The organism is Ekhidna sp. ABH4_415, assembly GCF_056161305.1.
In genome coordinates this window covers 94333-108555 of record NZ_JBSWYW010000002.1, presented here as the reverse complement: position 1 = coordinate 108555, position 14223 = coordinate 94333, and the positions used below count along the sequence as shown (strand labels likewise).

16 protein-coding genes are annotated in these 14223 nt (G+C 40.3%); 9 read left to right on the top strand and 7 right to left on the bottom strand.

The window, feature by feature from the left end:
• The first annotated feature begins 38 nt into the window (after nt 1-38).
• The 4 genes from ubiE to ACXAH9_RS03485 are packed head-to-tail and all read left to right on the top strand — an operon-like array spanning nt 39 to nt 3665.
• The gene (gene ubiE, locus ACXAH9_RS03500; RefSeq protein WP_474893479.1) at nt 39-761 is read left to right on the top strand and encodes a bifunctional demethylmenaquinone methyltransferase/2-methoxy-6-polyprenyl-1,4-benzoquinol methylase UbiE; all 723 of its coding nucleotides are present in this window, start codon (nt 39-41) and stop codon (nt 759-761) included.
• A gap of 26 nt (nt 762-787) precedes the next feature.
• A complete protein-coding gene (gene porT / locus ACXAH9_RS03495) occupies nt 788-1531 on the top strand; it encodes a type IX secretion/gliding motility protein PorT/SprT (RefSeq protein WP_474893478.1) in 744 nt (247 codons plus the stop codon).
• Nucleotides 1528-2280: an SDR family NAD(P)-dependent oxidoreductase gene (locus ACXAH9_RS03490; protein WP_474893477.1), complete on the top strand. Its 753-nt coding sequence runs from the start codon at nt 1528-1530 to the stop codon at nt 2278-2280. Before porT ends, ACXAH9_RS03490 begins: the two co-directional genes overlap by 4 nt.
• A gap of 38 nt (nt 2281-2318) precedes the next feature.
• A complete protein-coding gene (locus tag ACXAH9_RS03485; RefSeq protein WP_474893476.1) occupies nt 2319-3665 on the top strand; it encodes a saccharopine dehydrogenase family protein in 1347 nt (448 codons plus the stop codon).
• Nucleotides 3666-3667: 2 nt separating this feature from the next.
• Here ACXAH9_RS03485 and ACXAH9_RS03480 read toward each other — a convergent pair whose 3' ends face one another.
• The 3 genes from ACXAH9_RS03480 to ACXAH9_RS03470 are packed head-to-tail and all read right to left on the bottom strand — an operon-like array spanning nt 3668 to nt 5357.
• Nucleotides 3668-4297, bottom strand: coding sequence for a hypothetical protein (locus ACXAH9_RS03480; RefSeq protein WP_474893475.1), 630 nt, complete (start codon nt 4295-4297; stop codon nt 3668-3670).
• A gap of 38 nt (nt 4298-4335) precedes the next feature.
• The gene (rnhA, locus tag ACXAH9_RS03475; RefSeq protein ID WP_474893474.1) at nt 4336-4791 is read right to left on the bottom strand and encodes a ribonuclease HI; all 456 of its coding nucleotides are present in this window, start codon (nt 4789-4791) and stop codon (nt 4336-4338) included.
• Nucleotides 4788-5357 (bottom strand): MarC family protein, encoded by a 570-nt coding sequence (locus tag ACXAH9_RS03470; RefSeq protein WP_474893473.1) that lies wholly within the window; start codon nt 5355-5357, stop codon nt 4788-4790. Before ACXAH9_RS03470 ends, rnhA begins: the two co-directional genes overlap by 4 nt.
• A gap of 177 nt (nt 5358-5534) precedes the next feature.
• Here ACXAH9_RS03470 and ACXAH9_RS03465 point away from each other — a divergent pair, with 177 nt between their 5' ends.
• From ACXAH9_RS03465 to ACXAH9_RS03450, 4 genes are all read left to right on the top strand, one after another.
• Nucleotides 5535-6845, top strand: a complete 1311-nt coding sequence (locus tag ACXAH9_RS03465; RefSeq protein ID WP_474893472.1) for a tetratricopeptide repeat protein — start codon at nt 5535-5537, stop codon at nt 6843-6845.
• A gap of 60 nt (nt 6846-6905) precedes the next feature.
• Nucleotides 6906-7817, top strand: a complete 912-nt coding sequence (locus ACXAH9_RS03460; RefSeq protein ID WP_474893471.1) for an MBL fold metallo-hydrolase — start codon at nt 6906-6908, stop codon at nt 7815-7817.
• Entirely contained in the window at nt 7810-9000 is a 1191-nt protein-coding gene (locus ACXAH9_RS03455; RefSeq protein ID WP_474893470.1) for an aminotransferase class V-fold PLP-dependent enzyme, read from the top strand. The genes ACXAH9_RS03460 and ACXAH9_RS03455 overlap by 8 nt, the downstream gene beginning before the upstream one ends.
• Before the next feature lie 195 nt (nt 9001-9195).
• Nucleotides 9196-10473: a hypothetical protein gene (locus ACXAH9_RS03450; RefSeq protein ID WP_474893469.1), complete on the top strand. Its 1278-nt coding sequence runs from the start codon at nt 9196-9198 to the stop codon at nt 10471-10473.
• Between the two features lie 2 nt (nt 10474-10475).
• On the opposite strand, the gene murA is transcribed toward ACXAH9_RS03450, so the two are convergent.
• Nucleotides 10476-11783: a UDP-N-acetylglucosamine 1-carboxyvinyltransferase gene (gene murA, locus ACXAH9_RS03445; RefSeq protein WP_474893468.1), complete on the bottom strand. Its 1308-nt coding sequence runs from the start codon at nt 11781-11783 to the stop codon at nt 10476-10478.
• Nucleotides 11784-11883: 100 nt separating this feature from the next.
• Nucleotides 11884-12561, bottom strand: coding sequence for a DUF4290 domain-containing protein (locus ACXAH9_RS03440; protein ID WP_474893467.1), 678 nt, complete (start codon nt 12559-12561; stop codon nt 11884-11886).
• Nucleotides 12562-12742: 181 nt separating this feature from the next.
• Between ACXAH9_RS03440 and ACXAH9_RS03435 the strand changes: the two genes are divergently transcribed.
• Nucleotides 12743-13369 (top strand): hypothetical protein, encoded by a 627-nt coding sequence (locus ACXAH9_RS03435; RefSeq protein WP_474893466.1) that lies wholly within the window; start codon nt 12743-12745, stop codon nt 13367-13369.
• Here the strand turns inward: ACXAH9_RS03435 and ACXAH9_RS03430 are convergent.
• The gene (locus ACXAH9_RS03430) at nt 13366-13794 is read right to left on the bottom strand and encodes a DUF5362 family protein (RefSeq protein WP_474893465.1); all 429 of its coding nucleotides are present in this window, start codon (nt 13792-13794) and stop codon (nt 13366-13368) included. The genes ACXAH9_RS03435 and ACXAH9_RS03430 overlap by 4 nt on opposite strands.
• Nucleotides 13795-13799: 5 nt before the next feature.
• The gene (locus ACXAH9_RS03425) at nt 13800-14222 is read right to left on the bottom strand and encodes a RidA family protein (RefSeq protein WP_474893464.1); all 423 of its coding nucleotides are present in this window, start codon (nt 14220-14222) and stop codon (nt 13800-13802) included.
• Between the last annotated feature and the right edge of the window lies 1 nt (nt 14223).

Here is a 14223-nt window from a genome sequence, read left to right as displayed (position 1 = left end):
ACCGTACAAGGGTTTAATCCACTAATATTGCGGCAATTATGACGGTACTTCCTTACAAAGATAAGTCGGATGCAAAGAAGAAGCAGGTGGCAGAAATGTTTGACAGCATCTCCGGCAAATATGATTTCTTAAATCACTTTCTTAGCCTGGGTATTGACATTCGGTGGAGAAAGAAAGCAATCAAAATGCTTCGGGACCTTCAGCCAAAGAAAATTCTGGATATTGCTACGGGAACGGGTGATTTTGCGATCGAATCATTGAAACTAAACCCTGAAAAAGTGGTAGGTGTGGATATTTCTGAGGGCATGCTTAATGTAGGCCGTCAGAAAATGAAGAAAAAAGGCTACTCAGATATCATTGATATGCAATCCGGTGATTCTGAAAACCTGCATTTCGAAGACAATAGCTTTGATGCAGTGATCGTTGCATTCGGAGTAAGGAACTTTGAGAATCTGGAAAAAGGACTATCGGAAATGAATCGCGTTTTGAGACCTGGAGGACGAGCAGTCATTCTGGAATTCTCAAAACCGACAGCTTTTCCGTTCAAACAATTATATAATTTTTATTTTCGTTGGATATTACCGAAGATTGGTAAAGTGGTTTCAAAGGACAATGCCGCTTACACCTACTTGCCAGAGTCTGTAAATGAATTCCCTTTTGGCGATGATTTTTTGAAGATTCTGGAAAAAACAGGATATAAAAACACTAAATGCAAACCATTAACCCTAGGCATCAGCTCTATTTACGTGGGAGAAAAATAGCCCTAACGTGTTTGCTAATTTTTGGATTGGGTTATTCTTCCCAGGCTCAAAACAATCCAACTGACAACCTCATTCATTATGAAGATCAGTGGATTCATTATGGATTCCTTATCAGTGTTCATTCATCAAAATATGTCATCAAACATTCAGATTACTTCACTTCTCCCGCCATGGATACGGTGCATTCAATTGTTCCGGGTAATCTTGGTGGCTTTAAGCTGGGCTTTGTGATCAATATGAAGATCTCCAAATACCTCGATTTCCGCATCCTACCTACCGTGGGATTTTATGAAAATGACCTTAGCTACCGTTTTACCAACGGCACCACTCAGCGTGAGTTAAAAGATGCGACTATGGTTGAGCTTCCATTACTATTAAAGTATAAATCTGCACGAAGGGGGAACCTTGCCATGTATATGGTAGCTGGAATAAATCCATCATTTGAAGCTGCCGGTAAAGGAGATGAAGACGATGTAGGACAAAAACTGGAGCTTAGAAACTGGAATTTGGCTATAGATGTGGGGGTTGGACTCGACATGTATTTTGCTTACTTCAAATTTTCTCCTGAAATCAGGTATTCCTATGGACTTAGAAATATGCTTACGGATGATCCGAACGATTTTAGCATCGGGCTGGATCGACTGACCACACAAAATCTGGGCATATTCGTAACTTTCGAAGGTGGACCCGGAGGTAAACGGAAGCTCGGTAAAAAGAAAAAAAGCAATAGCCGAATAGAAGCAAGACAAAGAAAAAGACTGAAACAATGAGTAAACCTATTGCACTCATTACAGGAGCCACAAGTGGTATTGGTGAGGCTACCGCACGATTGCTCTCAAAGGACTATCGACTGATCATTTGTGGTAGAAGAAAAGAACGCCTGGAAAAACTCAGCAGTGAGCTTGAAACAGCCGTTCAAACCCTATCATTTGATGTGAGGGATAAGGAAGCGGTTTTTAATGCAATCGCATCTTTGCCAGAAGAATGGCAAGTCATTGATGCATCAATTAATAATGCAGGCAATGCGCATGGTCTCGATCTGATCCACGAGGGAAACACCGATGACTGGGATGCAATGATGGATATCAATGTAAAAGGGCTTCTTTATGTCACTAAGGCGATCCTCCCGCAAATGGTGGATCGCAAAAGGGGTCATATTGTAAATGTTAGTTCCATCGCAGGATTGGAGGTTTACCCTAGAGGAAACGTGTATTGTGCCTCAAAGCATGCGGTGGATGCGTTAACCAAAGGCATGAGAATGGACCTTAATGAACATGGCATCAAAGTCACTTCAATCGATCCTGGTTTAGTCGAAACAGAGTTTAGTGAAGTAAGATTCAAAGGTGATAGTGACCGTGCAAAACAGGTGTATCAGAACTACACCCCACTCACCGCTCATGATGTAGCCGAAACCATAGAATTTGTACTTAATCGTCCAGCCCATGTCATGATCGGAGATTTGTTGATTTTGCCTACCGATCAGGCCAGCAGCACGATTGTGAATAAAAAAAGCAATTAGTCTTTTTGAAAGATTTGCGATAAGTACATATTTGCCGGATGCAACATATCCTGATCATCGGTGCGGGGAAATCATCAACCGCACTAATCAATTACCTCTTAGAGAATGCCGAGAAAGAGCAATGGCACATTACCGTTGGTGAAAAAGACGTGGCTCTGGCACAAACGAAAATCAAAGCAAACCCACAAGCCAAGGCTGTAACATTTGATGTTTTTGATGCAGAACTACTTACCAGTCTGGTGAAAGAAAATGATTTGGTGATTTCGATGCTCCCGGCATCACTACACATTCATGTTGCAAGAAAGTGTGCTGAGCTAAAAAAACACTTTTTAACCGCCTCTTATCTTTCAGAAGAAATCAAGTCCTTAAATGGGCAATTTGAAAATGCCGGTAAACTAATGATTATGGAGATGGGGCTTGATCCCGGAATCGATCATATGTCAGCCATGAAGGTTCTCGATGACCTGAGAGGAAAAGGATATGAACTTACCGGATTTGAAACATTCACTGGGGGATTAGTTGCAGAAGAATCTGTCGGTGACAATCCCTGGAAGTACAAGTTCACCTGGAATCCCAGAAATGTAGTTCTGGCTGGCCAGGGGACCTGTAAATTCATACAGGAAGGGAGATATAAATACATTCCATATCAAAAGCTTTTCAGACGAACTGAAGCTATATACATTCCTGATCATGGTTATTTTGAGGGATATGCCAATCGTGACTCTCTGGCTTATTTGGATGTTTATAACCTCAGAGGAATCAGAACGCTCTATCGTGGAACTTTACGCAGGCCAGGGTATTGTGCCGCATGGGATGTGTTTGTGCAACTGGGAGCTACTGATGATACCTATCAAATGGAAAATGTGTCTGAAATGACACATAGGCAGTTTATAAACTCATTCCTTTCTTACAACCCACATGATTCAATAGAACTTAAATTAGCTCACTACTTAAATCTTGACCTTGATAATGGGATCATGTTTAAGCTTAAATGGCTGGGTATTTTTGATGATGAATTGGTTGGGTTAAACCAGGGAACGCCCGCTCAAATTCTGGAACACATTCTAAAGAAAAAATGGACCCTCAATCCTGAGGATAAAGACATGATTGTGATGTGGCACAAGTTCAACTTCATAGATGGTGACAAGCCCCGTCAGATTGAGTCAAGTATGGTAGCAATGGGTGATGACGAGATAAATACTGCCATGTCAAAAACAGTAGGGCTTCCGCTTGCAATCGCTGCTAAAATGATTTTGAAAGACAAGATCAACCTAACCGGCGTTCACGTGCCAATTAAAAAGGAAATCTATGAGCCTGTACTGGAAGAGTTGATCACTACTGGCTTGAAGTTTAATGAAAGAGAGGTAGAACCTACTTTTTATTAGATCTACTCAATTACATGGGCTTTCACTACTGAGTCAATCTCAGACATTACAAGGTCTATCTGTGAAATGTCATTCTCCAGATGTTGATCAATGAGGCTTTGCAAGTGACTGGCAATTCGGATTTCATCCTCTTTTTGTTGCCCTCTGGCAAAACGTATGGAATTTTGAAGATGATCCATGGCATGATGGATGGTTATCCGTGCCTCTTCTTTTTTACCCTCTCTAATAAATTGCTCCGATATCCGAAGCGATGCAAATGCAAGTGAGTTCATTGCATCGGCAAACGCTTCATACATCAGGTCGTTGTTGATATCTTCCGCCTTTATATGATTTTCTACCACCTCTAAATCATAGATAGCAATTTCAATCGCCTGAGTACTAATGCTATCACCATCTTTTTCCAAAAGCTTCATCATTTTAATGGCATCCTCCAGAAATTTTATTGCGGTCATTGACTTGTGGTCTTGCAGGGTTCTGTCTGCTGTATTCATAAGCAGGTCTGGCTCAGTAGCTAAATCCGTGAGGTTAGGATTCTCCATTTTTCTGTCACGATCAATTTTGAAATAGACAACCATTGATCCAATCACAATTGCCGCAAATAGGAAGTAAAAAATGCCTTTATTAAAATTCATCTTAATTATTATATCTAATCCTGTACTAAAATAAGCGTTTACGAACTTGTAGCCTCAAAAGCTGTGTCTACTTTCAGATTTTTTCGTTCAGCAGCCTCTACAGCCAGTTGATCACAGCGTTCATTCTCTGCATGACCAGCATGTCCCTTCACCCACTTAAACCGAACATCGTGCGGTGCGGATGCTTTCAGGTACCTTTCCCAAAGATCTCGGTTCTTCTTTCCTTTAAAATCTTTTACTACCCAATTTTTCAGCCAGCCTTTGGTCACTGCATCCACTACATACTTACTATCAGACACCACCAGCACTTTCCATCCTGGTTTCTTAATAGCCTCCAACCCAGCGATTACTGCCAAAAGCTCCATTCGATTATTTGTAGTGAGTCTGAAACCTTCTGATAGTTCTTTCTCCTTATCGCCATACCGGAGTATGGTTCCAAAACCACCCGGTCCCGGATTGCCTTTGGCAGCTCCGTCTGTAAACATTGTAATCATGCAAATAGATGGTTTTTGAAAATCTTAATGGCGATGGCAAGTAGCACAATTCCGAACACCTTACGAAGGATATTAAAACCGGCAGTACCTATTTTTCGCTCTAGCCACCCACAGGTTTTAAGCACCACATAAACAAAGATTAGGTTAAGAGCGATTCCTACCAGAATATTATAAGTAGAAAACTCGGCTTTCAGAGAAACAAGAGTCGTCATGGTGCCTGCCCCGGCAATCAGAGGAAAAGCTAAGGGTACAATAGAAGCACTTTTCATTTCTTCTGGATCAGATTTGAAAAATTGCCTTCCAAGGATCATTTCCATCCCCAATAAAAACATTACGATTGCTCCTGCTATTGCGAAAGAACTGATGTCTATGCCGAACAGATTTAGGATACTTTCGCCCAAATAAAGGAAAATAACCATGATTACTCCTGAGACAAAAGTCGCCTTCTCCGACTGTACATGTCCGAATTTTTTTCTTAGGTCAATGATAATCGGTACGCTACCCAGTATATCAATTACTGAGAAAAGTATGAGCGAAACACTAATTATTTCTTTAAAATTGAACATCGCTATGTTTTATTTGGGTGATATTTAACACAAAACTAATGTGATTGAGACCCGTATTAGCATAAAAAATTACTCATTTTGCAAACATTTTGGTGACCAGCACGTCAGGTCCTCCTGGCACTGTTTTGGCAAGGTGAGTGATAATAAAAGGCAAACTCAAAATACAATTCAAAGGACATGATTAAATCAACAATTTTTGCATTACTGGTGCTCGTATCTTCTTTTACAACGGCCCAGAATGGATGGAACTGGCCTGAAGATCCAAACCTGAAAAGTCAGGCAATGGAAAAACAGGCTTACTACAAACTTCTGATAGCTCAAAGTAAATATGAGGAAGCGATGAAGCCACTCAACTGGCTCTATGAAAACAACCCAAACCTTAATCCATCCATCTATATTCAGGGAGTAGACTGCATCGAAGACATACTAAAGAAAACAACTGATAAAGAACGAAAGCAGCGACTGCAGGATTCGCTTTTGTGGATGTACGATCAGCGTATTGAGCATTTTGACAATGATGCTGCCACACTTGATCGAAAAGCATACGAAGCATTTAAACTGTACTACAAAACGCCTGCTAAATATTCTATGCTTGCTGATTTGTATGCGGAAGCATATGAAATGAATGGCCCAGAGATTTCAACATTCAACCTGAATACCTACATGCTGCTTGCAAAAAACTTTCACGCTATTGATCCGACAAAAATGTCTGCTGAGAAGGTTTTAGACATTCATACACAGATCTCTGATATCATCGACTCCAAGAGAAAAAGTGGCGAAAACCCATCAAAACTGGATAAGGAACAATCCAAAACAGATGCATGGCTGAGTTCAATTCCAGGTATTTTGACTTGTGAATTCATTGAAGAAAAGCTTGTGCCAAAATTCAGATCCAACCCGAAAGACCTTAGCACAGCAAAGAAAATTTTCAAATATTCTGTAGAAGCAAAATGTACGGATCAACCATATTTTCTGGAGGCCAGCGAACCGGTTTTCAAAGAGCAACCCTCCTACGCACTTGCCAGTGCCATTGGGAGCAAATACCTTGCGAGTGGTGAAATAAATAAGGGCCTCCAATATCATGAAGAGGCCGAAAAGCTTGCTACTTCTGATAAAGAAAAATTTGACGCATTGATAGGACAGGCAGTTGCTAATAGTAAATTAGGTAACAAGTCTCGTGCCCGCACACTGGCATATGAGGCTTTAAGCGCAAAACCGGGAAGCCCTGAAGCGTATAATCTGATAGGTAATTTATACTTCACAAGCTACGAAGATTGTCGGGGAGATAAAAGTAAAGTAATGGATCGTGGCGTTTTCCTTGCCGCCTATAAGATGTACGAAAAAGCTGGAAATAAAACACAGATGAACGCTTCCAAGGAACAGTTTCCTTCCATCGAAGAGATATTTAGCGAGGGAATGGAAGAAGGTGAAACGATAACGGTAGGGTGCTGGATTAATGAAAGTGTGAAACTTCAGCGAAGAGACTGATAAATAATTTTTGATCACAACAAGCCTCGCTATTAAGCGGGGCTTTTTTAGTTTTATCTAATGAAGTACCTGACCATTATTCTATTCATCTTAATCCCCTATTCAAACTACGGACAAAAAGTAATTGTACTAGGAATCGCACAAGATGGAGGTTATCCACATATCGGATGTCAAAACGAATGCCTTCAGGCCCATAGAAATAGCAATAATGCCCGGTATATCACATCATTGGCTTTAATTGACTCAGATAACAAGAAGTGGTGGCTGTTTGAAGCCACACCAGACATGGACAAGCAATTGCAATATTTCCGAAATCTCACCGATGAAGAATATCCATATCTACCTGAAGGAATCTTCGTTACACATGCACATATTGGTCATTACACAGGGTTGATGTTTTTAGGTAGAGAAGCGTTTGGTGCCCAAAATATGAAAGTCTATGCACTACCAAAAATGATTGATTTTTTGAAGACAAATGGGCCTTGGAGTCAGCTGGTTGGACTGGAAAATATTGAACTGATATCCCTGACCCAAGATCAAAAAATCAATCTTAATGAGCATATATCCGCTCAGGCATTTACTGTGCCTCATCGTGATGAATTTTCAGAAACTGCCGGTTTCAAGGTTGTAACTGGAAATAAAGGATTTCTCTTTATACCAGATATAGATAAATGGTTCAAATGGGATAGAAATATTGTTGAAATGGTCAGTAGCACTGATATTGATTATGCCTTTCTGGATGCCACTTTTTACGATGCGGGTGAGCTTCCAAACCGGCCCATGAATGAGGTGCCTCACCCATTTGTATCTGAAACGATGGCAATATTTGATGGAGAGTCAGATTACCTGAAAAGAAAGATTCACTTTATCCATTTAAATCACACAAACCCTCTGCTTTTTGATAAACGAAAAAGAAGTGAGATTTTGAAAAAGGGTTATAGAATTGCAGAGCAAGGGACTACTTATGACTGAAAGGCAAGCGTTGAACCCTGATCAGATAAAGCAGGATATTGAAAACTATGGAGATAAAATCTTTCTCAACAGTGCTGGTTCGTCTCTCCCTCCAAAATCCGTTCATGAAAAGATCAAACAATATTTAGATCTCGAAGAAAAGGAAGGAGGGTATAAGGCCACTGATATCATGAAGCTGGAAATCGATGATTTCTATAATCAAGCTGCCCTAATGCTAAGTTGCAAACCACACAATATTGCCTTTGCCGCCAGCGCTACTGATGCTTATGTAAAAGCTTTAGCATCAATTGATTTCAAGCCAAATGACGTAATTCTGACTACTGATGATGATTATGCATCCAATTTCATCCAGTTCATTTCATTGGCTAAACGTTACCAAATAAAGATTGAACGAATCAAGAATCTTGAAAATGGAGATCTGGACCTTAATGATTTTCGTGAAAAAATAGATAAGCTCAACCCTAAGCTTGTATCTGTCACTCATGTACCGACCAATTCCGGCCTGATTCAGGATGTTAAATCAATCGGTGAGATATGCAATGAAAAGGAAGTCCTGTTTTTAGTGGATGCATGCCAATCTGTTGGTCAAATAACTGTAGATGTAAATGATATCAAATGTGACTTTTTAGCTGCAACAGGCAGAAAGTTCCTGAGAGGCCCACGAGGAACAGGTATTCTTTATGTTTCTGATAAAGTGCTTAACGTCGGATCATTTCCGCTTATGATTGATGGTGCAGGAGCTATCTGGAACCAGGAAGAGGATTTCTCCCTAATTCCGGACGCTAAGAGGTTCGAATTGTGGGAAAAGCCATATGCTTTGCTTATTGGCCTGGCGGAAGCCATTCGATACTTAAATCAAATCGGGGTAGATCAAATTGAAACATATAATCGTGAGTTGATGATTCGATTCAGAGATAATTTGCGATCCATACCAGACGTAACTATGTACGACAGAGGCAGTCAAAAAAGCAACATTCTTACCTTCAGAAAAGGCAATAAGTCAATAGAGGAGATCCAAAGTGCTCTAAATGAAAACAATGTCTTTCATAGCATCAGCAGTAAGGAATGGGGATTTATTGATTTTAGCAAAAAGAACATTGAGTGGGCGGTACGATTGTCTCCTCACTATTTCAACTCATTTGAAGAAATTGATAGGGCATCTGAGGTTGTCGAGTCCATTTAAACCAAATAGAAGTCTATTAGATGGTGGGAATAGGACGAGATATTACGGTTGTAAAGACCGTACTTCTATCATTTTGAGAGAATAATATTAACCTTCAGTTCCTGACCATCTGAATAGAGGAACGAATTTTAATAGTCATTTTTCTTCATCTCACTAAACCGCTATAATTGCAGCCAATTAGTAAATATATTTTTGTTGTACATAATGAAACATCTGCAGTTATTAGGCTTTTTTTCTATATCCCTTCTTCTCACCACCTGTAATGATTCTTCAGAACCTACTCCGGAACCTGATCCCCCCAGCATTATTTCCTTAACACCCGATTCCGGTGTTGAGGGGGATACATTGACACTTCGATTATCAAAAGCTCAAAAAATCAATCACATTAAGTTTGGATTAACTGAAGTATCTGGCATTATCACTGAAAATGACTCTGTTTTTCAATTTCCAGTACCATTTTTGGAAGGTGGCAGTCATGATTTACAAATTGCATTTGACGAATCATCTGGTTTTGACTTACTAGTAAAAGAAAATGCATTTATTTACAATGCATTTACAATAACAGGGCTCTCAACTACTGAAATCGTTGTTGATCCCGGTACACGATCAAGCGATACTATTCAGATCAATGTGGAAAACGCTCCGCAATTGGATGATGCTTTTAGTATTTGGCAAAGACGAATAGAAGACGGTGTTGACCAAGGCCTTACGTCAAACGGTTCATTTAGAATAACAGAAATTTCCGATCAAACTATTTCATTCTATTATCATGGTTACTTGCCTGACCTAGGTGATGAAATAACTTACTTTCTCAAGTATCATGATTCCTATTATGAGTTAGAGGGTCTCATGGTATACGGCAAGTATAAAATTTTTACCCCTAGCTATAACAACGTACCTGAAAATGAAGTGCTTATCTACCAGGGAAATCAGGTTATTTCTAAAATTTCGTCAGGTGCTTTTGAGTCTTATGTATATTTAAATGGTATAAAACTCAGACAATATTATCATGATCCAATAAACAGTGAAGATGGTTATAATAGCATTAAAGCATTTGAAATTCCTCCTAATATACCAGCAGGCAATTACGAATTGGAGGTTTATGCGTTGGATGGAACAACTAAGGTTATGCCTGACAGCTCGAATATTATCACCATTTCTGATATAAAATTTTGCACTGAAAAGTCATCGTATAATTATGATGAAGAAATCAGAGTTGACATTGTTCCTTGGTTAAATACCTATAGGTGCTACAGTTGTCCAGAAACAGTAACTTTCGTGGATTCCTCATTGAGGTTTGAAGGTGAGATTGTAGATAAAGGTTATGAAGACTTTAATTCCTCATATTTGATCATAAAAGCTCCATCAGATATCCCTTCTGGTATATACACTCTAGAGTTTGAAACAGATGGTGGTTATAAATACCTTGCCCAGGATGGTTGTTTTGAGGGAGTAATTTCAATATCAAGATAGGGTTAGCTCACCCGCTCAATCTTCGCACCTAGTGCATTCAGGCGATCATCTATAAATTGATACCCACGATCAATCTGGTCGATATTATGAATAGTGCTTACACCCTCTGCAGACATTGCAGCGATAAGTAATGAAACACCAGCTCGGATATCCGGTGAGGTCATGGTTATTCCCCTAAGAGGATAGGCTCTATCCAGACCAATGACTGTGGCTCTATGGGGATCACAAAGGATGATCTGTGCTCCCATATCGATGAGCTTATCCACAAAGAACAAACGGCTTTCAAACATTTTCTGATGAATTAGCACTGTCCCTTTCGCTTGGGTAGCTGTTACCAGAATTACACTCAACAAATCAGGCGTAAGTCCCGGCCATATAGCATCTGCAATGGTCATGATGGAACCATCAATGTAAGATTCGATTTCGTAAGAATCCTGCGAAGGGATGTGAATATCGTCACCTTTGAAATCCATTTTAATACCCAACCGCTTAAAGGTATCCGGAATGATTCCCAGCTCTTCTATTTGAGCGTCTTTGATCGTGAGGTCAGATTTGGTCATGGCAGCCATCCCAATAAAACTCCCGACCTCAATCATATCTGGCAGTAGCGTGTGTTCAGTTCCTTTCAGAGACTTAACGCCTTCTATTCGTAATAAGTTAGAGCCAATCCCTTCAATATTGGCACCCATTCGTACCAGCATTTTGCAGAGCTGCTGAATGTACGGCTCACAGGCGGCATTGTAAATGGTCGTCAGCCCATCAGCCATCACAGCTGCCATGATGATATTAGCTGTACCGGTTACAGACGCTTCATCCAAAAGCATATAGGCACCTTTCAGATTCCTGCCATCAACGGAATAAAATGATGTTTTAGGGTCATAATTGAATTTAGCCCCCAGGTTTTGAAATCCTACGAAGTGTGTGTCAAGACGTCTTCTCCCAATCTTATCACCTCCAGGTTTTGGCATTTTGCCTGTTCCAAACCGTGCCAACAATGGTCCAAGAATCATAATAGATCCACGTAGTGAAGCGGCTTTTTCCTTAAAGTCTTGCGTATCCAGAAAGTCCAGGTTTACGTTCGCAGCTTTAAATGTGTAGGATTCGCCTCCATTTTTGGATACCTCCACGCCCATATCCTCCAGCAAATCAATCAACTTTAACACATCACGTATCTGAGGTATCTTATTAATAACAACCTCCTGATCCGTGAGTAATACTGCTGATATGATTTGGAGTGCCTCGTTTTTGGCCCCCTGGGGAATGATTTCACCGTTAAGCTGGTGACCGCCTTCTACCCGAAAAGATGACATATTTTCGTGATTAGTTAATTAGTGAATTAGCATCGACAAATAAAAGCCTTGCTGAACTAATTCACTAATCAGCTAAACAACTATTTCCTGGAAAGTGGAATTAATTTCTTCGTCTGTTGCGTCCGCCCTGATTATTGTTGCGACGACCTTTGCCTCCCTGGTTATTTCGACGGCCTTTGTTTTGGCTGCTGCTACTTCTTCTATTTGAGTGTTTCTTCTCAGAGTCAAATAGCCCAAGCTCTTTTACGGTCTCAATATCGATATCCAGTTTATCATTGGATAGACGTTTGATGTTCTTCAGGATTTGCTCATCCTCTATGCTCTCTTTGTTCCAAGTCTGGAAGAAACCTTTCATCAAACGACCAATAGCCACAACTGCACCTTCTCGTTCTTTAGGATCCTCCATCTCAATAGCCTGATCAATCAGGAGCTCCACTCCTCTGCCGTAGTGACGGTATTTGATTTCATTGGAATAATACTTCAACCGCTCAGGCTTGCGATCCAACACAGATGCGTCAGGCTTTGGGAAAGGTCCCTCAATATCTAATTCGAAATTGGAAATGATATGCAAATCATCCCATACCTTTTGATCACTTTCGTTATTCTTTCCAAGGTCCGGATTGATCAACTTCATCAGCTCTACCAGAGTAGCCGCTTTTTTGTTTCGCTCTTCTTTATTATCAACTGTCTTAAGGTGCGCTACCAGGTTCTGCACATTCCGTCCGTACTCTCTAAGCTTCAGCTGTGCACGCTGCGTATTGTATTCTAGTGTATCCATAATATTATAGCCTCAAAAATAGTGATTTTGATCTTCAAAAAACTAGGGACAGGCTTCTTTAACTTTTTATAAGATCATGTACACTAAACGATTTGTCACAAGCATTCTTTTACTAATAGTAAACTTCTCTCTTACTGGCCAGCAATTTAGCGGTTTGCCCACCAGGGGTAATATTAGAAAGATGGATCTAAAACCAGGTTTGAGGGATATTTCTATAAAGCTATCGACAGGAGATTCATGGGAAATGAAATTATCGGTTCCTGAACAAATAAAGACCAATGAAGTGCCGCTTGTAATGGCATTACACTGGGGTGTATCAACAAATAAAAACGACGAATTCATGAATTGTCTGATGATCCCTTCGATTGATACTTCCAGGTATATGGTAATTGCTCCTCTGTCGCAATTTCACTCGTGGTGGGAAGACCCTAAGGAAAAACAAATCGTACGATTGATCGGCCTAATCAAAGAATTCTGGCCAGTAAGTCAGGTAATCATCGCAGGATACAGCGATGGTGCTACCGGAGCTGTTCACTTTGCTTCCGATCATTCAGAACTAATTGATGGGGCGATAGCATTGGCTGGCTATTACAAACCTGCCAGCTACAAAGTGCCGACATACGTCATCCACGGTGTGAGAGATCAGCTATTTAGCTATAGCCGGTCTAAAGTTGTCCTGGAGAAGAATCAACAGAAAAGTCATCGAATGGAATTCATAACAAGCGAGACACTATCTCATTATGAAGCATGTAATTATGTTGATTTGCTTCGGAGAGGCATTCAATGGATGGAACAAAATTTGGATTAAAGCATCCCTCCCATTGCTCCGCCAAGAAAAATAGCCATAAATACCAAGACATACAGCGCCAGTACAACTATCGTCATTACTCCTATAAATAGAAAAAGCTTTCTCAGGTTATTGTATGCGGATGAGCACTTGTCCTGATCATCAGACCTGATTCCCTCTTGAATGTGAATAGCAAAACGATAAACATATAAAGATGGAAAAATATAGATGAGTGAAAACACTAAATAGAAAAATCCAATGCCGCTACCAATACCAGGATATAATTCACCTGAATTGAGTCCCACACCTCCAATAAGGATAAGTGAGACAATGATGATTAGGCCACTCATCACAAATCCAACAATTCCTAAAAATTTCCCCCATCTGGCAGTCTCAAGAAAGTTGTTTTTATCCTCAATCGTAAGAGTTAATTTATTGTCTTCCATTTTGCTTAGTTATTGATTGCAGCGATACACTTTAATTCAATCGCAATGGGAGTTGGAAGAGAGCTAATCTCAACAGTCGTCCGGCAAGGCTGATTGTCCTTAAAATATTCGGCGTAAATCTCATTGTACGTTTTAAAATCGTCTTTCATATTGGTGAGGAAGACTGTAACATCTACCAGGTCCTCCCATTTCGCCCCGGAAGCCTCCAGGATAAGCCTCACATTCTTAAAAACAGAATGACACTGTTCAGCAATGTTATAGCTCGCTATTTCTCCTTTTTCATCCAACTCCACCCCGGGTATTTTTTTTGTCCCTCGCTCTCTTGGACCCACACCAGATAAGAAAAGTAAGTCTCCAACACGTCTCGCATGCGGATATAGTCCTACCGGTTCTGGTGCTTTATCTGAATCAAATTTTGTACTAGCCATG

Excerpts from the sequence above, each read along its gene's own strand:
- ACXAH9_RS03440 (WP_474893467.1), bottom strand. The coding sequence starts at position 12,561 with ATGGATACACTAGAATACAATACGCAGCGTGCACAGCTGAAGCTTAGA.
- ACXAH9_RS03455 (WP_474893470.1), top strand. The coding sequence starts at position 7,810 with ATGACTGAAAGGCAAGCGTTGAACCCTGATCAGATAAAGCAGGATATT.
- rnhA (WP_474893474.1), bottom strand. The coding sequence starts at position 4,791 with ATGATTACAATGTTTACAGACGGAGCTGCCAAAGGCAATCCGGGACCG.
- ACXAH9_RS03485 (WP_474893476.1), top strand. The coding sequence starts at position 2,319 with ATGCAACATATCCTGATCATCGGTGCGGGGAAATCATCAACCGCACTA.
- ACXAH9_RS03490 (WP_474893477.1), top strand. The coding sequence starts at position 1,528 with ATGAGTAAACCTATTGCACTCATTACAGGAGCCACAAGTGGTATTGGT.
- ACXAH9_RS03430 (WP_474893465.1), bottom strand. The coding sequence starts at position 13,794 with ATGGAAGACAATAAATTAACTCTTACGATTGAGGATAAAAACAACTTT.
- murA (WP_474893468.1), bottom strand. The coding sequence starts at position 11,783 with ATGTCATCTTTTCGGGTAGAAGGCGGTCACCAGCTTAACGGTGAAATC.
- ACXAH9_RS03425 (WP_474893464.1), bottom strand. The coding sequence starts at position 14,222 with ATGGCTAGTACAAAATTTGATTCAGATAAAGCACCAGAACCGGTAGGA.
- ACXAH9_RS03435 (WP_474893466.1), top strand. The coding sequence starts at position 12,743 with ATGGATCTAAAACCAGGTTTGAGGGATATTTCTATAAAGCTATCGACA.
- ACXAH9_RS03460 (WP_474893471.1), top strand. The coding sequence starts at position 6,906 with ATGAAGTACCTGACCATTATTCTATTCATCTTAATCCCCTATTCAAAC.
- ubiE (WP_474893479.1), top strand. The coding sequence starts at position 39 with ATGACGGTACTTCCTTACAAAGATAAGTCGGATGCAAAGAAGAAGCAG.
- ACXAH9_RS03465 (WP_474893472.1), top strand. The coding sequence starts at position 5,535 with ATGATTAAATCAACAATTTTTGCATTACTGGTGCTCGTATCTTCTTTT.
- ACXAH9_RS03480 (WP_474893475.1), bottom strand. The coding sequence starts at position 4,297 with ATGAATTTTAATAAAGGCATTTTTTACTTCCTATTTGCGGCAATTGTG.
- ACXAH9_RS03470 (WP_474893473.1), bottom strand. The coding sequence starts at position 5,357 with ATGTTCAATTTTAAAGAAATAATTAGTGTTTCGCTCATACTTTTCTCA.